The organism is Microbacterium immunditiarum, from assembly GCF_013409785.1.
GTDB classification, from domain to species: domain Bacteria; phylum Actinomycetota; class Actinomycetes; order Actinomycetales; family Microbacteriaceae; genus Microbacterium; species Microbacterium immunditiarum.
The window spans coordinates 318,835-343,928 of sequence record NZ_JACCBV010000001.1 but is presented as its reverse complement, the minus strand read 5'-3'; the positions used below and the strand labels follow the sequence as shown (position 1 = coordinate 343,928).

Genomic DNA, 25,094 nt, shown 5'->3' with positions numbered 1-25,094 from the left:
CATGACCACTCAGAAGGAATCGACGCGCACCGCCACCGTCGTCGCCCAGCAGTCGAGGGCGGCCGGACGCCTCCTCATCAGCGGCGGCACCGTGGTCGCCCTGATCCTGCTCATCCTGTTCTTCTTCTTGATGCGCCCCGACACGTTCCTCTCGTTCGTGAACGTGCGCAACATCCTGTACCAGATCTCGATCCTCGCGATCATCGCGGGCGCGCAGACGATCGTCATGGTCCTGGGCGACTTCGACCTGTCCGTGGGCGCGACCTCGAGCCTCGCGGGGGCGGTCACGTCGGTGCTCCTCCTGGAGGAGAACGGGCTCGGCGTGGCGCTGCTCGCGGGCATTGCCGTCGGCCTTGCCGTCGGTCTCATCAACGGCATCCTCATCGCGTATCTCAAGATGTCCGCGTTCGTCGCGACGCTTGCCACGATGACCTCGGTGATCGGCCTCGGTTATCTCGTGACCGGGGGCACGACGGTGTTCGGCATGCCGGCCGAGTTCAACCAGCTCGGTCAGGGCCGCTTCCTGAACATTCCGCTGCCCGTGTACTTCGCGATCGCCATCTCCGTGCTGATCTGGGCCGGGCTCCGCTTCACGACGGTCGGACGCCGCTGGCACGCGATCGGCGGCAACGTCGAGGTGGCGCGCCTGTCGGGCGTGAACGTGCGGTTCGCGCGGCTCCTCGCCTTCACTCTCGCCGGTGTCATCTCGGCGATCGGCGGCATCCTCCTCGCGGCGCGCCTCGGCAGCGCGGCCGCCGAGCAGGGCGGTGACAACACGCTGTTCTCGGTCGCGGCGGTGTTCCTCGGGATGACCGTCATCCGCTCGGGTGCCGCGAACCTCGTCGGCACGATGATCGGTGTCGCGATCATCGGCGTCATGAGCAACGGCCTGAACATCCTGGGCGTCAACGCGTACGTGCAGCAGGTCGTCACGGGCCTCATCATCATCGCGGCAGTCACGCTGTCGTCGCTCAAGACGCGGGAGACCTAGCGATCCTCCCTCGGGCCCGCGGGGACGAGCCCGCGGGCCACTCACCCCTCAATCGGCAAGCGCAATCACAAAGGAGTAGACACATGCGTAAGAAGTTCAAGATCGCGGGGGCATTGGCCGCCGCGGCCGTGCTGGCACTGACCGGATGCTCGGGCTCGGGCGGCAGCACCGCCGGCTCCGGCGGAGGCGACGACGACGGCACCTTCAAGGTCATCGCGTTCACATCGGGCAACCAGACGCCGGTCGGCGCGTGGTGGGTCAAGGCCGTCCAGGAGAAGGCCGACGAGCTCGGCTGGGATCTCACGATGATCCAGGGGGACTTCGACTTCCAGAAGATGAACCCCGCGGTCGAGAGTGCGATCGGCCAGGGCGCCGACGTCATCCTCGACGGCTACACCGACGTCTCGTCCATCGCCTCGATCGTCACCGCCGCGAACGACGCCGAGATCCCGATCTTCGCGATGGACGCCGGCACCGAGGAGACGGACGCCTTCGTCACCAACATCACGACCGACCAGCAGGCGATCGTCGACAAGACCGTCGAGGGCATCGGCGAATCGATCGACGGGCTCGAGGGCAAGACGGTCATGGTCATCGGCCACGACCCGCACGCCGGCATCCGCCTTCGCTCGCGGCTCGCGGTCGAGGCGTTCGAGGCGGCCGGCGCGACGATCGCCGGCGGCGACATCCAGCAGGTGACCAACCCTGCGTCGGGTCGCACCGAGGCGCTCAACTTCGTCGCCGACTACCTGTCGGCCAACCCCGGCGGCCTCGACGCCGTGTGGGCGGGCTGGGACGACGCCGCGCTCGGCGCCGCGCAGGCCCTCTCGGAGGACGACTCGACCGCCGTCGTGACGGGCGTGGACGCGCTCGCCGAGACGATCGCCGCGATCGAGGCGGGAGGCAACATGCTCGCGACGATCGAGCAGCCGTGGCCGACCGTGCTCGACATGCTCGTCGAGGACGTCGAGAACTACCGCGAGACGGGCGAGCTGCCCGCCGAGCGGTTCGTCGCGGTCGACGTCACGCTCGTGACGAAGGAGAACGCGGCCGACATCACCCCGTCGGACAAGCTCGGCTGACCCGGGCCTCGGCACGCGGGGGCGGATGCCGCGGCATCCGCCCCCGCCCCATCAACGCACACACACCCCAACGCAGAGAGAAGAGGAATCCCATGCGCCTGGAAGGCAGAGTCGCGCTCATCACCGGAGGCGCGAGCGGAATCGGTCTCGCGACCGTGCGGAAGTTCGTGCGCGAGGGCGCGAAGGTCATGATCGCCGACATCAACCTCGAGCAGGCGGAGGCCGCGGCATCCGAGATCTCGCGTGAGGGTTACGAGGGCGTCGTCGCCGCGGTGCGCGCCGACGTGTCGGTTTACGCCGAGGTCGAGGCGGCGGTCGCGCGCGCGGTCGAGGTGTTCGGCAAGCTCGACGTCATCTTCAACAACGCCGGCATCGCGGGCGGCCGGCCGCTGCTCGAGCACGACCCGGCCAAGGACTACGAGCCGATCGTCAACATCGACCAGAACGGCGTGTACTACGGCATGCTCGCCGCCGGCCGTCAGTTCCGCGACCAGGGCACGGGCGGCGTCATCATCTCCACGTCGTCGATCTACGGCGAGCAGGCCGCCGAGCTGTCGTTCACGTACAGCGCCGCGAAGGCCGCCGTCATCTCGTTCACCCGCTCGGCCGCCTACGAGCTCGCCGAGTACGGCATCCGCGCCGTCGCGATCACGCCCGGCCGCGTCGCGACGCCCATCATCAACCAGTTCAGCGACGAGCTGAAGGCGACCTTCGCGGCCGAGCAGCTGCGCAACAAGCTCACCGATCCCGAGGAGATCGCGAACGTCGTGGCGTTCCTCGCGTCGGACGAGGCCAACGCCATCAACGGCACGGTGGTCAGCGTCGACGACGGCTACTCGGTGTTCAAGCAGCGTCTCGACCTGCCGGTGTTCTGATCGGAGGCGTCGTGAATCTCGATCTCGAGCTGCAACTCGACATCGCCTGTCACGTGAGCGCGATCGTCGCGGATCCGACGCCCGACGCGCTCGCCGCGGTGCTGCCGCGCCTGCGCGAGGCCGGGTACCGGCGCGCAGTGCTGCCTCCGCTGGACCCTGGGACGACGGATGCCGCGGCCCTGCGCCGCGCGTTCGACGAGGCCGGCATCGCGCCGATCGCCATGACCGGGCAGGCGCCGGGCGCCGATGTGTCCTCGGCCGACGAGGCGGAGCGCCGTGCGGGTGCCGCGGCGCTCCGCGCGGCCGTCGAGTTCGCAGCCGACCTCGGGGCGGATCAGCTCAACGGCGTGCCGTACGGGCTCTTCGGACAGCCCGGGGCGCCGACTTCCCGCGCCGCGCTCGAACGGGCCGCGCGCGAGGTCGGCGCGGTGGCCGACGAGGCATCCGACCGCGGCATCACGATGACGTTCGAGGTGCTCAACCGCTACGAGACGTCCGCGATCAACACCGCGGCGCAGGCGCTCGAGTTCGTCGAGCTGAGCGGGTCCCGCAGCCTCGGGATCCACCTCGACACGTACCACATGGCGGTCGAGGAGGCCGACATGTCGGCGGCCATCCGCGACGCGCTGCCGCGGCTCGCGTATCTCGAGCTCGGGCAGTCGGGGCGCGGACTCCTCAGCACGGGAGTCGTCGACATCCCGAAGGTCGTGCAGCAGACGCTCGACGAGGGCTACACGGGCCGGTGGGGCGTCGAGGCGTTCTCGCGCCCGCTCGTGGGCGACGGCGCGGGCGACATGCTCGCGATCTGGCGTGCTCCGTACGACGACGGCGTCGAGCTCGCCGCCGACGCCGTGCGGGTCGTCCGCAAGGGCTGGGCCGAGAGCGCGGCCGGTCGCCGCGCGCAGCGGCTCGCGCGCAGCGGAGGCTGATCCGGGGCGGCGTGGGCGCCGGTGGCGGTCAGCGCTGGCGGCTCACGCCGCTCTGATTCTGGATCGCGCTCGCCGTGATCGGCGTCGCGAGGGCCGCCGACACGCACAGGACGCCGGCCGTGAAGACGAGCCCCTGGAACGCCTCCAGGTTGAAGGACAGCCCGAACAGGTACATCCCGCCGACGAACAGGACCGCATACAACGCAAACAGCACAGCGCCACCTCCTGGTTGCCTGCCACCCTACGCGCAATCGCGCGATTTCTCGCCGGGAGTCTCACCCGCGGGGAGTGCGGGGCCGCCCAGCAGCCGCTGTCACCGCTCGATCGGGGGTGGACCGCGTGCAGAACTCCACGGATCCGAGCGCGACCCACCGCGGAACCGCCGATCCAGGACGCGGTCCCGGCCGGATCCGTGGAGATTCGCGTGCCGTGACGCCGATCAGGGCGCGCTCAGCCGCCGTGCCGGTGCGCTCCTCAGCCAGCTCTCGTCGAGGCGGTCGACCGAGGCGCAGCCCAGCAGCGCGAGGGTCGTGTCGAGTTCCTTCACGAGCAGCTCGATGACCTTCTCGACCCCGGCCTGACCGCCGGCCGCCAGCCCGTACACGTAGGGGCGCCCGATCATGCAGACTCGCGCGCCGCGGGCGAGCGCCTTCACGATGTCGGTGCCGCGACGGATGCCGCTGTCGAGGTACACCTCGGCACGGTCGTCGACCGCGTCGGCGATCTCGGGCAGCACGTCGATCGTGGCCGGCAGCCCGTCGAGCTGGCGTCCGCCGTGGTTCGACACCCACACGGCGTCCATGCCTCGCGCGACCGCTTCGCGCGCGGCATCCGCGTTCGTGATGCCCTTGATCACCATCGGCCCGTCCCACAGCGAGCGCAGCCACTCGAGGTCGTCCCACGTCATGCCGGGGTCGAAGCGGCTGTTGACGCGGTCCATGAACGCGAGGCGCTGGGTCACGGCGGTTCGGCCACCGAAGTTGCCCATCGTGAGACCGTGCCCGAACATCTCGTCCCACGCGAACCGCGCGACCCACGGAAGGTGCCGGATGACGTCGCCCGTGTGCCGCCACGTCGGTCGCGGCGGTATCGTGAACCCGTTGCGCAGATCGCGCTCGCGACGGCCACCCACCGGCACGTCGACCGTCACGACGAGCGCGGTGTACCCCGCCGCTCGGGCGCGCGCGACGACGTCGGCGCTGATCGCACGATCGCGCCACACGTAGAGCTGGAACCACTTCGGCGCGCCCGGCGCCGCGTCGGCGACGTCCTCGAGGCTCCAGCACGAACTCGAGCTCAGCGTCGAGACGATCCCGGAGCTCGCAGCCGCCATCGCGGCGGCGCGCTCGCCCAGCGGATGCGCGAGCGAGGCGAGCCCGACCGGCGCGAGCACGAGCGGCGCCGTGATGGGCGTGCCGAGCAGCGTCGTCGAGAGGGTGCGGGTCGAGGCATCCGTCAACGGCCGATTGCGGAACTCGATCGCCTCGAACGCCCCGCGATTGCGACGCACCGTGACCTCGTCCTCACCGCCGCCGTCGATGAAGTCGCGCACCGCCGTCGGCACCTTGCGGGCGAAGATCGAGCGCACGTCCTCGACGTTGATCGCCTGCGCGAGCGTGAGTCGGCGCGGGGGTGTGGAGCCGTCCTTCATTCCCTCACCTGGTCCGGATGCCGCCGCTCACGCGCTCTTCGTGTCGTAGTGCGCGTACCGGGGCGAGCGCACCGACCGGGTGATGCGGCAGTCGAGGAACAGCGGCCCGCGCTCGGTCCACGCGGAGAGCGCGGGCTCGAGGTCGTCAAGCGTCTCGATGACCGCCGCTTCGGCGCCGACCGCGGACGCGGCCTTGGCGAGGTCGGCCGTGCCGAAGATCGCGTCGTCCGGCGGAAGGCCGGCGATCTCGGCGAGCACGACCTCCGAACCCGCGGCGCCGTCGTTGAAGCAAACGACGAGGAGGGGGAGCCCTTCGCGGACGGCCACCTCGAGCTCGCCCATCGTCATGTAGAAGCCGCAGTCGCCGATGCACAGCACGGTGAGGCGGTCGTCGCGGCCGACCGCCGCACCGATGCTCGGGCCCAGGCCGCAGCCCATCGCGCCGAAGTCGCACGCCCACAGGAGCGAGTCGGGACCCTCGTGCCGCATGTAGGTCATGGGCCAGATCGTGAAGTGGCCGCCGTCGACGACGACGGTCCGCTCCGCGGGGAGCAGCGCGTCGAGCCGGCGCGCGAGCGCTCGGGGGTCGAGCCCGCCCGGCGTCGAGACGTCCTCGAACCCCGGAGGAGGGGGAGCCTGCGCGACGCCGTGCGACGCGTGGGGGCTCGCCTCGAAGCGTGCGATGAGCTCGCGGGCGGTCAGCGAGGCATCCGCGAGCACCGCGACATCGGCGCGGTCGTACCGGTTCAGCGCGCCCGGGTCGTCGTCGACCTGCACCACCGTCTTGCCCGCGAGGAACGTGGACCGCTGTGTCGTGAGGTAGTTGAGGCCCGCGCCGAACGACAGGATGAGGTCGGCGCCCTCGATGACCTCGACCCCGGCGGGGTGGGTGAACCCGCCGAAGATGCCGAGGTTCGCGGGGGAGTCGTTGAACGCCCCGACGCCCCGCACGGAGGTCGACAGGTGGGCCCCGACGAGCTCGCCGAGGCGCTCCAACAGCCGGGCGGTGGCGGGGTCGGATGCGCCGCGTCCCGCGATGATCACGATCCGCTGCGCGGAGCGGAGGGCGCGCTCCGCGGCATCGGCGGCCGCGGCGGACGGGGCGGCGGGCGCGGCCGGCTCCGTGATGCCGGCGAGTGCGACGTCGACGTCGGAGTCGCTCGGCTCGGCCTCCACCCCGTACGGCACGACGAGTGCGACGGGCGAGAGCCGGCGCAGCGCGGTCTGGTGCGCCGCGACGGTGTCCTGGGCGGCGGTCGCCGCGCTCACGCGCACGACCGGCACGCCGATCTCGGCGAGGAGTGCGTCGGGGGCGAGGCCCTGGATGCCCGTCTCGAACGGGTTCGCCCGGGCGGGGCCGGCAGACGTGTCGGGAACGACGAGCACCTGCGGACTCTTCGCCTTGACGGCGGTGCGCAGCGCCGTGAGGCCGTTCGTGAGACCCGGACCCTGGATGATGCTGCTCCAGCCGACGGCGCCGGTCGCGCGCGCGAAGCCGTCCGCCGCGCCGACGGCGCCGTTCTCATGGCGGAAGTGGTGCAACTCGATGCCCTCGTCGGCGAACGCGTGGATGACGCGCATGTTCGTGCCGCCCATGAGCTCGAAAAGGTGCTCGGCGCCGAGACGGACCGCGGTCGCGGCGATGACCTGCGCGGTGTTGTGGGTCACCGGCGTGGCACCGGTCTCGTTCGCGACCTGCAGATTCGTCGACGTCATCGTCTCCCCTTTTCGTATCGGGCTCGGCGCATGCGCGGTCCAATCGTACGTATACGCACAATACGGCCGCGCGGTGGGCTTCGCAAGGCCCTCCGATGCCGGGCCCTTGACATTTCGCGTACGGGCGGTGAGCATGGATCGACGTTATCCGGTCACTTCGTCCGTATAGCGAACACACGATCAGATCGAACGAAGGCATACGACATGAGCACCGACGCCGCTGTCACCTCGCTTCAGGACCTCATCGACCGGACGCCCGACCTGGTCGACTACCTCTACAACGACTCGCCCGGCGCGCACAGTCGCCTGCGCCCCGACCTCACGCCGGTGCGGCAGGAGATCACGAACTGGCGCGACGAGCAGCGCTCGTGGCGGGAGAGCGCGATCCTCTTCGACCAGTCGCACCACATGCCCGAGCTCCTCGTGAGCGGGCCCGACGCGAAGCGGCTGCTCAGTCACATCGGCGTCAACAGCCTCGCCAACCTCGAGCCCGGCCGCGCCAAGCAGTTCATCGGCGTCAACCCGCGCGGGCAGATGATCGGCGACTGCATCCTCTACGACCTCGGCGAGGGCGTCTACGAGCTCGTCTCCAGCACGCCGCTGCTCAACTGGATCCAGTTCAACGTCGAGACCGGCGACTGGGACGTCACGCTCGAGCGCGACGACAACACGTCCGACAACCCGACCGGTCGGCGCAAGCGCTTCCGCTACCAGCTCGACGGGCCCAACGCCGCCGTGATCTTCGACGAGATCGTCGAGGGCGGCGCGCCCGAGATCGGCTTCTTCCGCACCGCGCGCGTGCGCATCGCCGGCGTCGACGTCATGGTGCTGCGGCACAGCATGTCGGGACACAAGGGGTACGAGATCTCCGGCCCGTTCGACCGGGGCGACACCGTGCGCGGTGCGATCGTCGAAGCGGGCGCGGAGCACGGCCTGCTCCAGGCCGGCGCCAAGACCTACTTCAGCGCGAGCTTCGAAGGCGGGTGGATGGCGTACCCCCTCCCGGCGATCTACACCGGCGACGACCTGCGCGCCTACCGCGAATGGCTGCCCGCGACCTCGTGGGAGGCCAAGTTCCAGCTCGCGGGCAGCTTCAAGCCGTCGAGCATCGAGGAGTACTACGTCACGCCCTACGACCTCGGCTACGGCAAGCTCGTGAGCTTCGACCACGACTTCATCGGCCGCGAGGCGCTCGAGGAGATCGCGAAGCACCCGCGCCGCACGAAGGTCACGCTCGTGTGGGACAAGGACGACGTGCTGCGCATCTGGGAGTCGCTGCTCGAGCCCGGCGTGCCGTTCAAGTTCCTCGACCTGCCGGTCGCCGACTACGGCAACCTCATGCACCGCGACGAGGTGCGCGATGCCGAGGGTGCCGTGATCGGCCTCGCGACGAAGACCGGCTACAGCATCAACGAGCGCAAGATCCTCTCGCTCGCCATGCTCGACGTCGACCGCGCGAACATCGGCGACGAGGTGGAGATCGTGTGGGGCGAACCTGACGGCGGCTCGCGGAAGCCCCAGGTCGAGCTCCACCGCCAGACGGTCGTGCGGGCGACGGTGGCCCCCGCACCATACGCCGCGCTCCTCGGCGCCGCACGCACGGCCTGAGACCGGATCACCGGCGGCGGGTGGCACCCCGCCGCCGGTGGCCCGCGCCGCCACGAGCCGGGTAGCGTAGGCGCAGCAGAGGAGCGACTTGCCCGAGAAGATCGACGTCCACGCGCACTACATCCCGAACGCCTACCGCCACTACCTCGACGAACACGGATACTTCGGCGGTCAGGCCACGCCTGCGTGGAGCCCGGATGCCGCGCTCGAGAAGATGGACGAGCTCGGGGTCGCGGCATCCGTGCTCTCGCTCGCCCGTCCGGGGTTCCCGTTCGGCGACGCCGACCGAGTGGCGGCCATGGCTCGTCACGTAAATGAGTACGCCGCCGGCCTCGTGCGCGACCGGCCCGACCGGTTCGGCCTGTTCGCCGCGCTTCCGCTGCCCGACCTCGCCAGCGCGCTGCGCGAGCTCGAGCATGCGTACGACGCACTCTCATGCGACGGGGTGATCCTGCTCGCCAACTGCGCCGGGGTGTATCTCGGTGACCCGTCGCTGGACGACCTGATGGCCGAGCTCGACCGGCGCGAGGCGGTCGTGCTCGTGCACCCGAACACGCCGCCCGGTCCGTCGCTCACCGGCGTCCCCGTGTTCGCCGCCGACTTCCTGCTCGACACGACGCGCGCGGCGCTGAACCTTGTGCGGCACGGCGTGCTGCGCCGGCATCCGCGCATCCGGTTCATCCTCGCGCATGGCGGAGGATTCCTTCCGTATGCGTCGCACCGCATCGCGGGGCTCACGCCCGGTGAGGACGGGAGCGTCGACCGCGACAGGTTCCTGCGCGAGTGCTCCGCGTTCTACTTCGACACCGCGCTCACCGCGAGTCCGTACAGCCTTCCGAGCCTGCTCGCGTTCGCCGAGCCGGGGCACGTCCTCTTCGGCAGCGACTGGCCGTTCGCGAGCCTCGACAACTCGGAGCACTTCACCGCCGAGCTCGACGCGTATCCGCTCCCGACGGGCACCCGGCGGTCGATCGAACGCGGTGCGGCGGAGTCGCTGCTGCCGCGGTTCGCGTCGGCCGAGACGGGCTGAAACGACCAGCAACAGCAGATTTCCTGCAAGTATGTGCACGTACCGTTTCGCCTCCGGCCAGTCTCGACCGACGGCGACGGCGCTTCCGAGGACGAGTGGTTTCCGTCGCGCGACGGAGAAGGGATGATCCGGTGTCTCTGACCGACGAGGAGCACGACCAGGCCCAGGCGCCGGTGCCGGTGCTTCCGCTGCGCACGACCCCGGGCCACCTCATCCGCCGCTCGCAGCAGGTGCACACCGCGCTGTGGACGCAGGAGTTCGACGGCGAGATCACCGGTCCGCAGTACGCGCTGCTGAGCGCGCTCACGACGACGTCGATCGACCAGCGCTCGGCCGGCCAGATCGCGTCGCTCGACAAGTCGACCGCCGCCGATGTCGTCGCGCGCCTCGAGCGCAACGGCTGGCTCGCGCGCGAGCGCGACACCGTCGACCGCCGGCGCTACATCCTGTCGCTGACGGCTCCCGCCCGTACGGCGCTGCGCCACATCACGCCGCGCGTCGCCGAGGTGCAGCGCCGGCTGCTCGAACCGCTCACTCCCGCCGACGCCGAGTGGTTCGCGGGCGCGCTCGCGCGCATCGCGTACGGCGGCGAGCCGCCGGCGACGCCGGACGGGGCGGATGCCGCGTTCGCGCTGCCCCTCACGAGCGCGCCGGGCCACCTCATCCGCCGCAGCGAGCAGCTGCACGGCGTCTACTGGGCGAACCGCGTGGGCTCGTCGGTCACACCGCCGCAGTACGCCCTGCTGAGCGCGGTCGCGTGGAACGACGACATCGACCAGAGCACCGCGGGAGAGCTCGCGTCGCTCGACAAGTCGAGCACCACCGACATCATCGCGCGCCTCACGCGGCGAGGGCTGGTCACGAGCCGCCCAGACCCGACGGACCGGCGCCGCAAGTTCGTCGTGCTCACGCCGGAGGCGCGCGAAGTGCTCGAGCGGGTGACCGCCGATGTCGAGGCGGTGCAGCGCGACGTGCTCGCGCCGCTCGACGCGGAGGACGCCGAGCGCTTCGTCGCGCTCCTCCAGGTCATTGCCTACCGCTAGCGGTACGGATTCGGACGAAAACACCATCACACCCTTGCCATATCCCGTCGGCGTGGGTTAAATGAAGAAAGTTCGTATACGTAGGAAAAGCCGACGGCGGCATTCCGCGCGGCACTCAATGACTGGAGGCCCGACATTGTTCTCTCAAGGACGAAAGAACCGCATAGCGCTCATCGGCGCGGCCGCTGCCCTCACCCTCGTGTTCGCCGGCTGCAGCTCGACGCCCTCCGACAACGCCGGCGGTGACGCCGGTGACGGCGCCCAGGAGACGATCGACATCGTCGCGGGCGTCGCTCCGTCGTCGTCGCCCGTCGCGCTGCTGCTGGGCATCGAGCAGGGCTTCTTCGAAGAAGAGGGCCTCAACGTCACCACCACGCCGGCTGCGACCGGCGCCGCGGGCGTGACGCAGCTCATCAACGGCCAGACCCAGGTCGCGCTCGGCGGTCTGTCGGCCACGATCACGGCCGTCGACCAGGGCATCCCCGTGCAGTTCGTGTCGGGCGGCGTCGCCGACCACGAGGACCCGAAGGGCACTCAGTACCAGACGATGGTCGCCGCCGACAGCGACATCGAGTCCTTCGCCGACCTCGAGGGCAAGACCGTCGCGGTGAACTCGCTCAAGTGCTGCTGGGAGTTCTGGATGCGCGAGGCCGTGGAGAAGGACGGCGGCGACCAGTCGAAGGTCGAGTTCGTGCAGCTCGCGTTCCCCGACGCGGTGACCGCGCTCCGCTCGGGCGACGTCGACGCGATCAGCACGCTGCAGCCGTTCGCGACGAACCTCCGCAACGAGGGCTTCCGCGACATCGGCGACTCCGCCGCGGTCGCGTTCGACAACCCCGACGCGAGCAACACCATGTACTTCATGGCAAAGAACTTCATCGAGGCCAACCCGACGGTGGTCGAGCGGTGGCGCCGCGCGCTGCAGAAGTCCGCGGACTACGCGAACTCGCACCCCGAGGAGACGCTCGCCAAGATCGCGGAGCAGACGAAGACGGATGCCTCGCAGCTCGAGAACGTCCCGCTGCCGAAGTACATCTCCGAGGTCGACCGCGACGCGATCGAGGCCGAGGCGGGCTTCCTCGTGAAGTACGGCGTCATCGACGAGGCCCCGAGCATCGACGAGCTCGTGGCGGAGTGATGCCCTCCACCGACCTCGCTCGCTCCGGGCCGCCGACGCAGGCGGGCCCTCCGGCTCCGGCATCCGCCGGGGCCGGAGGGCCGGTCGGCGACGACACCGCGACGGTGATCACCCGGGCAACGCGGCGCCGCAAGAAGCCGCTGTGGGTGCGGGCGCTCCCGTGGGCGACCACGATCGCGCTCATCGCCTTCGTGGAGCTGCTCAGCCGCCTGGGCGTGTTCCCCGAGGAAGTGCCGTCGTTCACGTCGGTCGTGGGCGCGGCGCTCGAGGTCATCCCGACCCCCGAGTTCCTCGAGAGCCTGTGGGCGACGCTCGAGCAGTTCGCCGTCGGCCTCGCGATCGGCGTCGTCATCGGCGTCGCGCTGGGCGTCGCGCTCGGCACGATCCCCCTGCTGTACCAGCTGCTGCACTACGTGCTCGACTTCATGCGGTTCATCCCCGCGGTCGTGTACCTGCCGCTCCTGCTCCTGGTGATGGGCGCACGTCCCGGCGTCGCGTACATCCTGGCCGCAGTCGGCGCCGTGTGGCCCATGCTCTTCCAGACCTACTACGGCGTCGTCGGCATCCCGCAGATCCTCAAGGACACCGGCCGCGTGTTCGGGCTCACGAACGCTCAGCGCCTGCGGCACGTCGTGATCCCGAGCGTCTCGCCGTTCCTCGCGACCGGCCTGCGGATCGCCGCCGCCCACGCGCTCGTGGTCGTCGTCGCCGTCGAGATCATCACGACGGTGATCGGCCTCGGCCGCGACATCGCGGTCTACTCGTCCAACGGGATCTATCCCGAGATGTACGCACTCGTCGGCGTCGTCGGCATCCTGGGCCTGCTCATCAACTGGGGCCTCGAGTCGCTCGAACGGTGGCAGCTCCACTGGCACAGCTCCTACCGGGAGGTGACGGCATGACCGCTCAGACCATCGGCAAGCGCTGGTCCACGGGGCTCGGCGGCGTCATCGTCTCGCTCATCGTCCCCGTCGGCATCCTCGTCGTGTGGTGGTTCGGCTCGCTCAACACCGGCTCGCCGTTCTTCCCGTCCCTCCAGTCGATCCTCGAGACGTTCGCCGAGACGTGGCTGTCCGAGAAGGTCGTCACGGACGTGCTGCCGAGCCTCGGCCGCATGTTCGCGGGCTTCGCGATCGCGGTCGTCGTCGGCGTCGCGGTGGGCGTGCTGTTCGGCCGCATCCGGATCCTCGCCTACGCGTTCAACCCGGTGCTCCAGTTCTTCCGGGCGCTGCCGGCGACCGCGCTCATCCCGGTGAGCATCGTGCTGCTGGGCATCGGAGACACCCCGAAGATCCTCCTCATCGCGTTCGTGAGCGTCTTCCCGGTGCTCCTGAACACGATCGACGGCGTGCGCAACATCGACCCCGTCGTGGAGGACGTCGTCCGCTCGTACCGCTTCGACAAGGCGCAGCGCGTGCGCTGGGTTCAGCTGCACGCTGCGTCGCCGCAGGTGCTCGCCGGAATGCGGGTCGCCTTGAGCATGGCGTTCGTCGTCATGGTCGTCACCGAGATGCTCGCGGCGACCAACGGCATCGGCTACGTCACGCTCACCGCGCAGCAGAGCTTCCAGATCTCGCTCATGTGGTCGGGACTGCTGCTGCTGGGCCTGCTCGGCATCATCATCAACGGACTCTTCGTGCTGGTGGAGCGCAGACTGCTCCGCTGGTATGTCCAGGACCAGGAGGACTGACATGCTCACGGTCGAGCATCTCCAGAAGACGTACAACGCCGGCGGGCGCCCGCTCGAGGTTCTGCGGGACGTCTCGTTCACCGTCGAGGAGGGCGAGTTCGTCACCGTCGTGGGCCCGTCCGGCGCCGGCAAGACGACGCTCCTGCGCTGCATGGCGGGCCTCCTGCCCCCCACCGGGGGATCGGTGAGCCTCACGAGCACGGGGCGCGTCATCGACTCGCCGCCGCCGGAGATCGCGTGCGTCTTCCAGGACTACAGTCGCTCGCTCATGGCCTGGTACAAGGTCGGCCGCAACGTCGAGCTGCCGCTGCGGAACACTATCCGCGACCGCGCCGAGCGCCAGCGGGTCGTGAAGGAGGCGCTGCACAGCGTCGGGCTCGACGGCTTCGCCGACAGCTACCCGTGGCAGCTGTCGGGCGGCATGCAGCAGCGTGTCGCCATCGCGCGCGCCCTCGCGTACCGGCCCGAATTCCTCATCATGGACGAGCCGTTCGCGTCGGTTGACGCGCAGACGCGCGCCGACCTCGAGGACCTCATCCTGCGCGTCCGTCAGGAGGTCGGCGTCACCGTCGTGCTCGTGACCCACGACATCGACGAGGCGGTCTACCTCGGCGACCGGGTCGTGGTCGTGTCGAGCCGGCCGACCGTCGTGATGGACGTCATCGACGTCGACCTGCCGCGCCCGCGCAGCCAGGTCGAGACGAAGGCGCTCCCGCGGTTCGCTGAGCTGCGCACCCAGGTCGCACGCCTCATCACGCAGGCGACCGCCGAGGCGGCGTCACACGTGTGAGCGCGAGTACTCGCTGCCCAGTCCGGCGCTGATCTCGGCCGCGCCGGACTGGAGCATCGGGAGGAATCGCTCGACGAGCTCGTCGACCGGACGCGCGCTCGACGACAGCCCGAGCGCCGCGAACACGCGTCCGTCGCCGCCTCGCACGGGCACCGCGATCGAGCGCGTCCCCTCGTCGAGCTCCTGGTCGACGACCGCCCACCCCTGCACCCGGACCGTCCGCAGACGCTCCTCGAGCGCGGCCTCGGTCGTGAGCGTGCGCGACGTGAGCCGCACGAGCTCCGCGGTGTCGAAGTAGCGCCGCAGATCGGCGGGCGCGAGGTCGGCGAGGAGCACGTGCCCCATCGCGCTCGCGTACGCGGGCAGTCGAGTGCCGATCGCGAGCGTGAGGCTGCTCGTGCGGCGCACGGCGTGTCGGCTGACGTACACGACCTCGGTGCCGTCGAGCGTCGCGAGCGTGCACGCCTCCTGCGCCTCCGACACGATGCGCTCGAGCACGGGCTGCGCGATCGCCGTGAGGTCGAGCGAGTCGAGGTACGCGTACCCGAGGGCGAGCACGCGCGGCGTGAGCGAGAACGACCGCCCGTCGGAGCGCACGTACCCGAGCGCCTGCAGCGTGAGCAGCAGGCGACGGGCGGTCGGGCGCGTGAGGCCCGTCGCGGCCGCGACCTCGGACAGGGTCATCCGCGGGTGCCGGTCGGCGAACGCGAGGATCACCGAGAGTCCGCGCTCGAGGGACTGCACGTAGTCGCGCTGGTCGAGCTCGTCGGGTCGTTGGGTCACGCGGTTCCTCCGAAGTGCGGTCACGGATGCCGCGACCGGCGGCGTCCGTGAAGCGTACGAGACGTCCGGATACAGGGCAACCCATCGCGCTCCGGCCCGTCAGCCGGCGACGCTGCGGCCGGCGACCATGCCGCTGTAGACGCTCGGCCCGAACGCCTCCCTTCGAGTGCGGCCCGCCCGTTGATGCGACCGCCCGCCATGCCGGCGACCTCGCCCGCCGCGAACAGGCCGTCGATCGGCCGACCGTGCTCGTCGAGCACGCGACACGCGAGGTCGGTGCGCACGCCGCCGAGGTTCTTGCGCGCCATCGGGTGCAGGCGCACGGCGAAGAACGGCGCCTCGTCGAGCGCGTCGAGCCCCGCCAGCGGCTTGCCGAACACCGGATCGCGCTCCGCTCCCGCGCCGACGGCCGAGTTCACCTGCGAGAGCGCATCGCCCAGAGCGACCGCGTCGACGTCGATTCGTGCCGCGAGCTCTGCGGCGGACGACGCGGATGCCACGAACGGCGACCGCCGCAGGAACGCCTCCACGCGCTTCCGGATCGGCGTGCTGCCGTCGGTGTAGTGCGGATCCGCGATCACGAGCCGGGCGGCGATGCGCGCGTCGAAGACCGACCAGCACCGCCCGTTCGGCTGGTCGAGGAGCGCCGCGGTGCCGGTCGCCCCGCCGCGCAGGCTCTCGTCGTGGAAGCGGTGGCCGCCGTCGTTGATCCACACGTCGCCGTCGATGCCGCGCAGCGCGAGACCGCGACGCCCCTCAGGGTCGAGGTCGTCGGGCGTGGCATACGGGTACATCCACACCGCGTCCAGCTCAGTGAACCGCGCGCCGGCGTCGCGGAGCATCCGGTGCCCCTCGCCGCGCGCCCCGGCGCCGCCCCCGAGCAGAACCCGCTCGGCGCCCGCCGCGGCCGTCGCGTGCTCGGCGACCATCTCGGGGTCGTTGTTGAACCCGCCCGTGGCGACGACGACGGCCCGGGCGCGCAGCTCGACCTCGCGCTCCCCGCTCCGTGCGTGGACGCCCGTGACGCGGCCGCCTTCGAGCACCAGTCGCTCCACGCGATGTCCGAGCAGCCACGCGATCGTGGGCAGCATCCGCGCGCGCCGCTCGAGCGCGGCCATGACGGCCCTGCCGCCGCCCGCGGGGCGATGCCAGCGCGGCACGCGGTTGCCCTCGTGGCCGTTCACGCCGATCCAGCGGACACCGGCCGCGGCGAGCGGCTCGAACAGCTCCGGCACGCTCGCGCGGAGATACGCCTCGGCCCAGTCGAGGTCGGCCGTGTCACCGCCCCAGCGCGCCCAGTCCTCGAGCGCGAGGTCGACGGAGTCGGCGAGGCCGAGCCGCTCCTGCAGGGGAGACCCCGCGATGCACGTGCCGCCGCCCGCGCCCGCCGCCGTGCCGCCGACGGCATCCGACGCATCGAGCACCGCCACGCGCGCGCCGCGCGCGGCGGCTTCGATCGCGCACGCGAGCCCTGCGCCGCCCGTGCCGATCACGACGACGTCGAAGCTGTGGGCGAGTGGCGCGTCCGTGGGCATACGACTCCTCTGTCGGCATCCGTACGTATACGGATGATATGACGAACACACGGATGCCGCAACCATCGACGCCTCGCCGATTGCGCCGCGATCATCATCGGTTCGCCGGACGGTTGACACGCGGACGGTCGAGCGATTACCGTCGAAGATACAGATCGTCCGTATGCGGAGTTCTTTCGCGAGAACACCGCGGCAATCGCCCCGGCGGAAGCCCGCCGACCAGGGCGCATCGCACCGCAACGAAGGAGTCGAGCGTCGATGAGCAGAGCACTTCGCGTGGCCGTGGTCGGCGGCGGGATAGGCGGCCTGTCGGCTGCGATCGCCCTGAGTCGAATCGCCGGGGTCGAGGTCACCGTCTTCGAGCAGGCCTCGCAGCTGGGTGAGGTGGGCGCCGGCGTCGGCATGGCGCCGAACGGCATGCGCATGCTCGAGCGCCTCGGATTGAAGGACGCCGTCGAGCGCGTCGCCGCTCGCTACGGCGTCGGGTCGCTCTACTACCGCTACGACGGCACGCCGATCGGCGAGATGACGACGAGCGACTCGTCGGGCACGTATCACACGCTCGGCGTGCACCGCGCCGACATCGTGGGCGTCCTCGCGGCCGCGCTGCCCGACGGCGCCGTCCGCACGGGCCACCGGCTCGCGTCGGTGCACGACCGCGGCGGATCCGCGCGACTGGAGTTCGAGAACGGCTCCTCGGCCGAGTTCGACGCGGTCATCGGCGCGGACGGCATCCACTCCGTCGTGCGCGGCTTCACGACGGAGCCGACGGAGCCGGTCAGCTCCGGATCGATCGCGTACCGCGGCCTCGTCCACGCCGATCGCCTGCCCGACTGGCCGAAGGGCATCGCGCAGTTGTGGATGGGCGAGGGCAAGCACTTCCTCACCTACCCCGTGCGCGCCGGGCGCCTCATCAACTACGTCGGATTCGTGCCCAGCGAGGAGCGACTGAAGGAGTCGTGGTCCGCTGCCGGCGACCAGGAGTCGCTCGCTGCAGAGTTCGTCGGCTGGGACCCCCGCGTCACGCGGCTCATCGAGGTCGTCGAGTCGACGTTCTGGTGGGGCCTGTACGACCGCGAGCCGCTCGCACGGTGGTCGCAGGGTCGCGTCACGCTCCTCGGCGACGCGGCGCATCCGATGCTTCCGCACCTCGGCCAGGGAGCGAACCAGGCGATCGAAGACGCCGTCACCCTCGCCGTCGTGCTGCGCGGCGCCGACCCCGACGACGTGCCCGCGCGGCTCGAGAACTACGAGCGGCTGCGCCTCGAGCGCACGTCCGCCGTCCAGCGCGGCGCGCGCGACAACGGCCGCCGCTACGACTCCGCCTACGACGATCTCACGCAGCGCGACGACGAGATCGCGCGCTCCCGCGACTACCGCCTGTGGCTGTACGACTACGACGCCGAGGCGGTCGCGCTCGACGCGCGCGTCAGGTAGCCCCGTTCCCACACGCGGTCCCACTCTGCATCCGCGGTCGTGCGAGCCGACCGCGGATGCAGCCTGTCCGGCGGAAGCGTGGTGTCCGGAGGCTGCCGGCGGAGCATCCGTTATGCAACTGAGTGCGCATCCGTTATTCAACTGATCCGTGACGAGCGTCAAGAAAACCTTGACAATCCGTCGCCGCGCGGCCCATGATGTGAGGGCCGATACAGCGACGTGCGACGACAGGCGAGGGAGCCGGAGCGAACGGGCGTCGCCCGGGTCGGTCCTGCCCACACTGCTCATCGAGAGGCTTGTCAATGAAGAAAGCTCTTGCCGCCATCGCGCTCGGCGCAGCGGCCGTTCTCACCCTCAGCGGATGCACCGACTCCGCTGCTCCATCCGCCACCTCGACCGCGACCGACGACCCCGGCAGCGGCGAGCTGCAGACCGTGCGCGTCGCCGCACTGCCTATCGCCGAGACCGGCGCTCTGTGGGGCGCGATCGACGAGGGCATCTTCGAGGCGCACGGCCTCGAGATCGAGGTCGTCCCGGCGCAGGGCGGCGCGAACGCGATCCCGGCGCTGCTCAGCGGCGACATCCAGTTCGCCATCGGCCAGCCGTTCGGCCCGATCCGCGCCGACCTGCAGGACCTCGGTGTCGTGATCGTCGGCAACTACGCGAACAGCCTCGCCGACGGCGACGACGTCAACGCGGTCGTCGCGCTCGGCGACTCGGGCATCGCGCGCCCGGCCGACCTCGCGGGCAAGAAGGTCTCGGTCAACACGCTCGGCGCGGCCGGCGACCTGACGATCCGCAAGGCCGTCCAGGACGACGGCGGCGACCCCTCGACGATCGAGTTCGTCGAGGTCGCGTTCCCCGACGTCCCGGCGCAGCTCGAGGCCGGCACGATGGACGCCGCGTGGGCCCCCGACCCCTTCCGCGCCATGATCGTCGGCGGCGGGGGCGTCTCGGTCGTCGCGCCCTACCAGGCGACCATCCCGGGCCTCACGGTGCTCACGAACATCACGACGCAGAAGCTGCTCGACGAGGACCCCGAGCTCGTCGAGGCGTACGCCGCCGCGATGTCGGAGGCGCTCGAGTGGGCCGCGGGCAACGAGGAGGCAGTGCGCTCCGCGATCGCGACCAACCTCGAGATCCCCGAGGAGGCCGCGGCCGGCATCACGCTTCCCGAGTTCACATGGGAGCTCGAGGGTGCGGGCATCGAGGAGCTCGGCGCGCTCGCCCTGGAGTTCGAGTACATCGAGTCGGAGCCGGACTACAGTCGCCTGATCCAGCAGCAGTAGTCATGGACTGAGGACGGACGGATGCCTCGGCCGAGGCATCCGTCCCTCCCTCCGTCTCTCCGCCCACGCACCACCGATCGGATCATCGTGACCGCCACCGCCGACGCCCCCGCCATCGCCACGCCGGCGACTCCGCGCGGCTCGGACCGCTTCCGTCGCCAGCGACGCCTGCGCACGCTGCGCAAGGTCGTGCTGGGCATCGCCGGCATCGCCGGGTTCCTGGTGACCTGGCAGCTGCTCCCGACCGTGGGAGTGGTCAATCCGGCGTACTTCCCGACCGCGACCGACACGATCGCGCAGCTGTTCGCGATGTTCCGCGACCTCGAGTTCTGGCGCAACATCGGGCGCACGCTCACCTCATGGGCCCTGGGTCTTCTCATCGCGACGGTGCTCGCGGTCGTGCTCGGCACGATCATCGGTCTCGTGCCCTTCCTGCGTCGTGCGACGCACACGACGGTGGAGTTCCTCCGGCCCATCCCATCGGTCGCGCTCATCCCGCTCGCGATCCTCATGTTCGGCTATCAGCTGCAGGGGGCGCTGCTCATCATCGTCTTCGCGAGCTTCTGGCAGGTCTTCATCCAGGTGCTCTACGGCGTGGCCGACGTCGACGCCGTCGCGCGCGACACAGCCCGCAGCTACGGCCTCTCGCGCGGCGCGCAGATCAGGAGCGTCGTGTTCCCGACCGCGCTCCCGTACCTCATGACCGGACTCCGGCTCGCCGCGACGGTCGCGCTGATCCTCGCGATCACGGCCGAGATGTTCATGTCCGTCCCCGGCATCGGCCGCGCGATCATGATCGCCCGCGAGTCCGGCCAGTGGACCACCGTCTACGCGCTCGTGATCGTCACGGGCATGCTCGGCCTGCTCGTGAACCTCGGGTTCCGCGCGATCGAGCGGCGCTCGCTCGCGTGGCATCAGTCCGTGCGAGGGGAGGAGGTCCTGTGACCCTCTACACGAGCACCGTCGTCACCCCCCGGAAGCCGTCGCGCGTGTGGGCGAAGATCGGCGAGAACACCGCGTACGCGCTGGGCCTGCCGATCATCCTCCTCGTCATCTGGGGCGTCTGGTCGTCGATCTCCCCGGCGCCGTTCTTCCCCAGCCCGCTGGTCATCTTCGACGCGTTCATCGACACGTGGGTCGGCCCCGCGTTCTTCAACGACGTGCTGCCGAGCCTCGGTCGCCTCGCGATAAGCATCGTCCTCGCAGTCGTCCTCGGCATCGCGGCGGGCACCGTGATCGGCCTCGTGCGCTGGCTGCGCGAGCTGCTCGAGCCGATCTTCGAGTTCTTCCGCGCGGTGCCCCCGCCCGTGCTCATCCCGATCGTCGCGGTGCTCGTCGGGGCGAACGACACCATGAAGGTCGTCGTCATGGTCACCGGCGCCATCTGGCCGGTCCTCCTCAACACCATCGAGGGCGTCCGGTCGACGGACTCCGTCATGACCGAGACCGCGCAGTCGTTCGCGGTCACCCGCTCGGAGCGCCTGCGCTACCTGGTGCTGCCGGCGGCGAGCCCGCGCATCATGACCGGCGTGCGCCAGTGCCTGTCGATCGCGCTGATCCTCATGGTGATCTCGGAGATGTTCTTCTCGTCGTCGGGCCTCGGCTATCAGATCGTGTTCTTCCAGCGGAACTACCTGATCGCGCAGATGTGGAGCGGCATCGTGCTGCTCGGCCTGATCGGCGTGCTGCTCGCGGTGATCTTCGGATTCGTCGAGCGACGCGTCCTTCGCTGGTACCACGGAGTCAAGGAGGTGGAGCGTGCCTGAATCGCGTTCCGCGGCGCAGCCGCTTCTCACAGTCGAGCACCTGCGCAAGGTCTACGAGTCCTCGACGGGCAACGTCGAGGCGATCGGCGACATCAGCTTCCAGATGGACGCGGGCGAGCTCGTGGTCATCGTCGGCCCTTCCGGATGCGGCAAGACGACGCTCCTCAAGTGCATCGCCGGCCTGCTGAGGCCGACGTCGGGGATCGTCGAGCTGGAGGGCAAACGCGTCACGGCGCCGCCGCCGCGGATGGCGCTCGTCTTCCAGGAGTACGGTCGCAGCCTCTACCCGTGGCTCACCGTCCGCGGCAACGTCGACCTGCCCCTCAAGCACAAGAAGCTCCCGCGCGCCGAGCGCGACCGGCTCATCGACGACGCCCTCGTCGCGGTCGGCCTCGACCACGCCGCCAAGAGCTACCCGTGGCAGCTCTCCGGCGGCATGCAGCAGCGCGTCGCGATCGCGCGCGCGGTCGCATACGAGCCCGAGGTCCTCATCATGGACGAGCCGTTCGCGGCCGTCGACGCGCAGACCCGCGCCGACCTCGAGGACCTCGTGCGGACGCTCCACCGCGAGCGGGGCATGTCGATCCTGTTCGTCACGCACGACATCGACGAGTCGGTCTACCTCGGCGAGCGCGTCATCGTGCTGTCGAAGTCCCCGACCTGGGTGCAGGAGGACCTCTCCATCGACCTGCCCGCCGACCGCGACCAGCTCGTGACGCGCGCGCTGCCGCGCTTCACCGAGCTGCGCACGCACGTGTACGAGCAGATCCAGCGGGCCAAGCGCGGCGAGGCCGTGAGGCCGGGAGCCACCGCGGCGTGACCCAGATGGCGGAAGCGGCGGTGCTCGGCGACGCGGTCGCCGAGTCCTCCGTGCTGACGCGCAAGCCGCGCCAGCTCCTGCTCGCGTTCTTCGGCGAGTACGTGTGCGACCGCTACTTCGAGCCGGTGCGCGCGAGCGTGCTGCTCTCGGTGCTCGAGGGGGCGGGGGTCGCCGCATCCGCTGTACGCACCAACCTCGATCGCATGGTCGCGAGCGGCCTGCTCGAGCGTCACCGCCTCGGGCGCGAGATCGGCTTCCAGCTCACCGCCCATGGCAGCGAGGTGCTGCGCGAGGCGGCCGGGCGCGTGAACGGGCCGTCGCCGTTCGATCCGCAGGGCGAGGGCTGGACGCTCGTGACGTTCACCGTTCCCGAGGACGTGCGCACGCTGCGTCACCGCCTGCGCGCGGCCCTCACGTGGTCGGGGTTCTCGGTGCTGCGCGACGGGCTGTGGATCGCGCCGGGGGCCGTCGACCTCGCGAGCGCGCTCGACGCGATCATCCCCGAGCTGCCGCCGGGATCGGTCAACGCGTTCGGCGCAACCGAGCTCGAGGGCTTCCGCATGGACGAGACCGTCCGGACGGTGTGGGACATCCCGCGCATCCGTGGCGCGCACGACGAGTTCCTCTCTCACTGGGGACGCGAGGACGCGGCATCCGATCTTCCGCCCCTCACGGCCCGCACCGTGCTCGTCGCCGACTGGCTCGCGCTGCTGCGCGCCGACCCGCGGCTGCCGCGTCAGTACATGGACGACGACTGGCCCGCCGACCGCTCCGCCGAGCTGTTCACGCGGCGGCACCGCGAGTTCGCGTTCCCGGCCGTGCGCGACTTCGCGAGCCTCGTCGGGTGACCTCTCACGTGCCCTGACCCGCGCTCAGCGCGCGAAGCGCGCCCGCAGGTCGGCCTTGCGAACTTTTCCCGACGCCGTGCGCGGCAGCTCGTCGACGACCACGACGTTGCGCGGGATCTTGTAGCGGGCGAGCCTTCCGTCGAGGAACTCGCGGACCTGCTCGGTCGTGACGGATGCCCCGTCCCGCACGGTCACGATCGCCCACGGCACCTCGCCCCAGCGCTCGTCCGGCACGCCGATCACCGCGACGCCCGAGATGCCCTCGAGGTCGCTGATGACGTTCTCGACCTCCGCGGGGTAGATGTTCTCGCCGCCCGAGATGATCATGTCCTTCAGTCGGTCGGCGATATAGAGGTATCCGTCGGGGTCGAGGTAGCCGAGGTCGCCCGAGCGGAACCACCCGTCCGCCGTGAAGGCGGCGGCCGTGGCATCCGGCAACCCGTGGTAGCCCGCGAAGACGTTCGGGCCCGAGATCTCGATCTCGCCGACGGTGCCGCGCGGCACCATCGCGCCCTGCTCGTCGGCGATGCGCACGTCGGTGAAGAAGTGCGGCAGGCCGACGCTGCCCTGCTTCGCGCGCGTCATCTCGGGCGCCAGCGCGGTCGCGCCGGGCGAGGTCTCGGTCATGCCGTAGCCCTGCGAGAACGACATCCCGCGCTCCTCGTACGCGTTGAGGATGCGCGTCGGCACCGCCGATCCACCGCATGTCAGCTTCTTCAGGCTGCTGAGGTCGGCCGTCGCCCAGTTCGGGTGGTCGGCCATCATCTGGTAGGTCGTCGGCACGCCGCTGAGCATCGTGACGCCGTGCCGTTCGATGAGCTCGAGCGCTCGCCCGGGCTCGAAGCCCCGCTCGAGCACGATCGTGGCGCCCTTGAGGATCACCGGCAGCGCGCCCATTCCGAGCGACGCGACGTGGAACAGCGGCGAGATCATGAGCGCGACGTCGGTCGAGACGACGTCGTAGTCGACGATGCAGTTCAGCGACACCCACGTGAGGTTCTCATGGGTGAGGATCGCGCCCTTCGCGCGGCCCGTCGTGCCGGACGTGTACACGATCGCGGCGGGATCCTCGAGGGCGACCTCGGCGTCGGCGTGGCCGGCGGTCGTCGTGCGGACGATGCGCGCGAGTCCCGGACGCTCGGCGGTGCCGTCACCCGTCTCGATGACGTGCGGGACCTCGTGCTGGGCGAGCGCGGGAGCGATGCGCTCCGCGAGCTGGGCGTCGTGGATGAGCACGCGCGAGCCGGAGTCGCCGAGCACGTGTGCGATCTCGGGCGGCGCGAGGCGCGTGTTGACCGGCACGAACACCGCGCCGAGCTGCACCGCTCCGAAGAGCACCTGGAGGAACTCGGGCGAGTTCTCGCCGAGGTAGGCGACACGGTCGCCCTTGCGGATGCCGCGGCCCCACAGCAGCGCCGACACGCGGTCCGCGGCGTCGGCGAGCTGCCGATACGTCATTGTCGTGCCGTCGCCGTAGATGAGCGCCGTCTTGTCGGGCGACTTCAGCCGCCGCTTGGCCATCCACGAGCCCAGTCCGTGGTTGTGCATCGTCTCCTCTCCTTCGAGGGGTGGTGCGTCCGGGTGCGGGGGTGCGCGCGAGCGCGGGTCAGGCGTAGAAGCGGTACAGCCCGCGCGCGACGACGGCGGGCTTCGTGCCGCCGTCGATCTCGATCGTCTGATCGACCGCGAACTGGTAGCCGCCGGGGACCTCGGTCACCTCGGCGATGACGGCGTTCATGCGAACGCGGTCGCCCACCTTGACCGGCGACACGAAGCGCACCTTGTCGAGGCCGTAGTTGACCTTCGTGCCGACGCCCTCGAGGTCGAACAGCTCCGACCAGAACTTCACGGTGAGCGAGAGGGACAGGAACCCGTGCGCGATGGGGCCGCCGAACGGGCCGTCCTTGGCGCGCTCGGGGTCGACGTGGATCCACTGGTGGTCGTCGGTCGCGTCCGCGAACAGGTTGACGCGGTCCTGCGTCACCTCGAGCCACTCCGACCAGCCGAGGTCGGTGCCGGCGAGGGTCTGCGCGTCGGCGTAGGCGGCGGTGGTGGTCATGGGGTTCTCCTTCT

The 25,094-nt window shown here is 70.5% G+C and carries 24 protein-coding genes; 17 read left to right on the top strand and 7 right to left on the bottom strand.

Translation table 11 applies throughout. The features are described from left to right. Window position 1 precedes the first annotated feature (1 nt). From BJ991_RS01565 to BJ991_RS01550, 4 genes are all read left to right on the top strand, one after another. Window positions 2-991 carry an ABC transporter permease gene (locus BJ991_RS01565; protein ID WP_179486856.1) on the top strand — a complete coding sequence of 330 codons (990 nt, stop codon included), beginning with the start codon at window positions 2-4 and terminating at the stop codon, window positions 989-991. An 83-nt stretch (window positions 992-1,074) separates the two neighbouring features. After that, entirely contained in the window at window positions 1,075-2,073 is a 999-nt protein-coding gene (locus tag BJ991_RS01560; protein ID WP_179486854.1) for a sugar ABC transporter substrate-binding protein, read from the top strand. A 92-nt stretch (window positions 2,074-2,165) separates the two neighbouring features. Further along, complete coding sequence (locus BJ991_RS01555; RefSeq protein ID WP_179486852.1) at window positions 2,166-2,948, top strand: SDR family NAD(P)-dependent oxidoreductase; 783 nt, start codon at window positions 2,166-2,168, stop codon at window positions 2,946-2,948. 11 nt (window positions 2,949-2,959) lie between these two features. Next, window positions 2,960-3,877 carry a TIM barrel protein gene (locus BJ991_RS01550; protein ID WP_179486850.1) on the top strand — a complete coding sequence of 306 codons (918 nt, stop codon included), beginning with the start codon at window positions 2,960-2,962 and terminating at the stop codon, window positions 3,875-3,877. A 28-nt stretch (window positions 3,878-3,905) separates the two neighbouring features. On the opposite strand, the gene BJ991_RS01545 is transcribed toward BJ991_RS01550, so the two are convergent. The 3 genes from BJ991_RS01545 to BJ991_RS01535 all read right to left on the bottom strand — a co-directional run bounded on the left by BJ991_RS01545 (window position 3,906) and on the right by BJ991_RS01535 (window position 7,244). Then, window positions 3,906-4,091, bottom strand: coding sequence for a hypothetical protein (locus BJ991_RS01545; RefSeq protein ID WP_179486848.1), 186 nt, complete (start codon window positions 4,089-4,091; stop codon window positions 3,906-3,908). A gap of 225 nt (window positions 4,092-4,316) precedes the next feature. Next, window positions 4,317-5,528 carry an alpha-hydroxy acid oxidase gene (locus tag BJ991_RS01540; protein ID WP_179486846.1) on the bottom strand — a complete coding sequence of 404 codons (1,212 nt, stop codon included), beginning with the start codon at window positions 5,526-5,528 and terminating at the stop codon, window positions 4,317-4,319. A 27-nt stretch (window positions 5,529-5,555) separates the two neighbouring features. Next, complete coding sequence (locus BJ991_RS01535) at window positions 5,556-7,244, bottom strand: thiamine pyrophosphate-binding protein (protein WP_179486844.1); 1,689 nt, start codon at window positions 7,242-7,244, stop codon at window positions 5,556-5,558. A 204-nt stretch (window positions 7,245-7,448) separates the two neighbouring features. Here BJ991_RS01535 and BJ991_RS01530 point away from each other — a divergent pair, with 204 nt between their 5' ends. The 7 genes from BJ991_RS01530 (at window position 7,449) to BJ991_RS01500 (ending at window position 14,543) form a co-directional block, all read left to right on the top strand. Then, entirely contained in the window at window positions 7,449-8,852 is a 1,404-nt protein-coding gene (locus tag BJ991_RS01530; protein ID WP_179486843.1) for an aminomethyl transferase family protein, read from the top strand. Between the two features lie 88 nt (window positions 8,853-8,940). Further along, window positions 8,941-9,882, top strand: coding sequence for an amidohydrolase family protein (locus BJ991_RS01525; RefSeq protein ID WP_179486842.1), 942 nt, complete (start codon window positions 8,941-8,943; stop codon window positions 9,880-9,882). Window positions 9,883-10,013: 131 nt separating this feature from the next. Beyond that, a complete protein-coding gene (locus BJ991_RS01520; RefSeq protein ID WP_179486841.1) occupies window positions 10,014-10,925 on the top strand; it encodes a MarR family transcriptional regulator in 912 nt (303 codons plus the stop codon). 136 nt (window positions 10,926-11,061) lie between these two features. Beyond that, on the top strand, window positions 11,062-12,063 hold the full coding sequence (locus BJ991_RS01515; RefSeq protein WP_179486840.1) for an ABC transporter substrate-binding protein: 1,002 nt from the start codon (window positions 11,062-11,064) through the stop codon (window positions 12,061-12,063). After that, window positions 12,063-12,965 carry an ABC transporter permease gene (locus BJ991_RS01510; protein WP_179486839.1) on the top strand — a complete coding sequence of 301 codons (903 nt, stop codon included), beginning with the start codon at window positions 12,063-12,065 and terminating at the stop codon, window positions 12,963-12,965. Before BJ991_RS01515 ends, BJ991_RS01510 begins: the two co-directional genes overlap by 1 nt. Further along, window positions 12,962-13,753, top strand: a complete 792-nt coding sequence (locus tag BJ991_RS01505; protein WP_179486838.1) for an ABC transporter permease — start codon at window positions 12,962-12,964, stop codon at window positions 13,751-13,753. The genes BJ991_RS01510 and BJ991_RS01505 overlap by 4 nt, the downstream gene beginning before the upstream one ends. Window position 13,754: 1 nt before the next feature. Next, window positions 13,755-14,543, top strand: coding sequence for an ABC transporter ATP-binding protein (locus tag BJ991_RS01500; RefSeq protein ID WP_179486837.1), 789 nt, complete (start codon window positions 13,755-13,757; stop codon window positions 14,541-14,543). On the opposite strand, the gene BJ991_RS01495 is transcribed toward BJ991_RS01500, so the two are convergent. Beyond that, complete coding sequence (locus BJ991_RS01495) at window positions 14,532-15,326, bottom strand: IclR family transcriptional regulator domain-containing protein (protein ID WP_179486835.1); 795 nt, start codon at window positions 15,324-15,326, stop codon at window positions 14,532-14,534. The genes BJ991_RS01500 and BJ991_RS01495 overlap by 12 nt on opposite strands. Before the next feature lie 20 nt (window positions 15,327-15,346). Next, entirely contained in the window at window positions 15,347-16,861 is a 1,515-nt protein-coding gene (locus tag BJ991_RS01490) for an FAD-dependent oxidoreductase (protein WP_179486833.1), read from the bottom strand. 258 nt (window positions 16,862-17,119) lie between these two features. On the opposite strand from BJ991_RS01490, the gene BJ991_RS01485 reads away from it, so the two are divergent. The 6 genes from BJ991_RS01485 (at window position 17,120) to BJ991_RS01460 (ending at window position 23,021) form a co-directional block, all read left to right on the top strand. Next, entirely contained in the window at window positions 17,120-18,298 is a 1,179-nt protein-coding gene (locus tag BJ991_RS01485; protein WP_179486831.1) for an FAD-dependent monooxygenase, read from the top strand. Window positions 18,299-18,600: 302 nt separating this feature from the next. Next, window positions 18,601-19,587: an ABC transporter substrate-binding protein gene (locus BJ991_RS01480; protein WP_179486829.1), complete on the top strand. Its 987-nt coding sequence runs from the start codon at window positions 18,601-18,603 to the stop codon at window positions 19,585-19,587. Between the two features lie 87 nt (window positions 19,588-19,674). Continuing rightward, window positions 19,675-20,532 carry an ABC transporter permease gene (locus tag BJ991_RS01475; protein ID WP_343048594.1) on the top strand — a complete coding sequence of 286 codons (858 nt, stop codon included), beginning with the start codon at window positions 19,675-19,677 and terminating at the stop codon, window positions 20,530-20,532. Then, on the top strand, window positions 20,529-21,353 hold the full coding sequence (locus tag BJ991_RS01470) for an ABC transporter permease subunit (RefSeq protein ID WP_179486825.1): 825 nt from the start codon (window positions 20,529-20,531) through the stop codon (window positions 21,351-21,353). The genes BJ991_RS01475 and BJ991_RS01470 overlap by 4 nt, the downstream gene beginning before the upstream one ends. Continuing rightward, window positions 21,346-22,173: an ATP-binding cassette domain-containing protein gene (locus tag BJ991_RS01465; protein WP_179486824.1), complete on the top strand. Its 828-nt coding sequence runs from the start codon at window positions 21,346-21,348 to the stop codon at window positions 22,171-22,173. The genes BJ991_RS01470 and BJ991_RS01465 overlap by 8 nt, the downstream gene beginning before the upstream one ends. Window positions 22,174-22,178: 5 nt before the next feature. After that, window positions 22,179-23,021 (top strand): PaaX family transcriptional regulator, encoded by an 843-nt coding sequence (locus BJ991_RS01460; protein ID WP_179492377.1) that lies wholly within the window; start codon window positions 22,179-22,181, stop codon window positions 23,019-23,021. A 24-nt stretch (window positions 23,022-23,045) separates the two neighbouring features. Here the strand turns inward: BJ991_RS01460 and menE are convergent, their stop codons facing one another. After that, window positions 23,046-24,569: an o-succinylbenzoate--CoA ligase gene (menE, locus tag BJ991_RS01455; RefSeq protein WP_179486823.1), complete on the bottom strand. Its 1,524-nt coding sequence runs from the start codon at window positions 24,567-24,569 to the stop codon at window positions 23,046-23,048. 58 nt (window positions 24,570-24,627) lie between these two features. Next, complete coding sequence (locus BJ991_RS01450; protein ID WP_179486822.1) at window positions 24,628-25,080, bottom strand: MaoC family dehydratase; 453 nt, start codon at window positions 25,078-25,080, stop codon at window positions 24,628-24,630. Window positions 25,081-25,094: the final 14 nt, after the last annotated feature.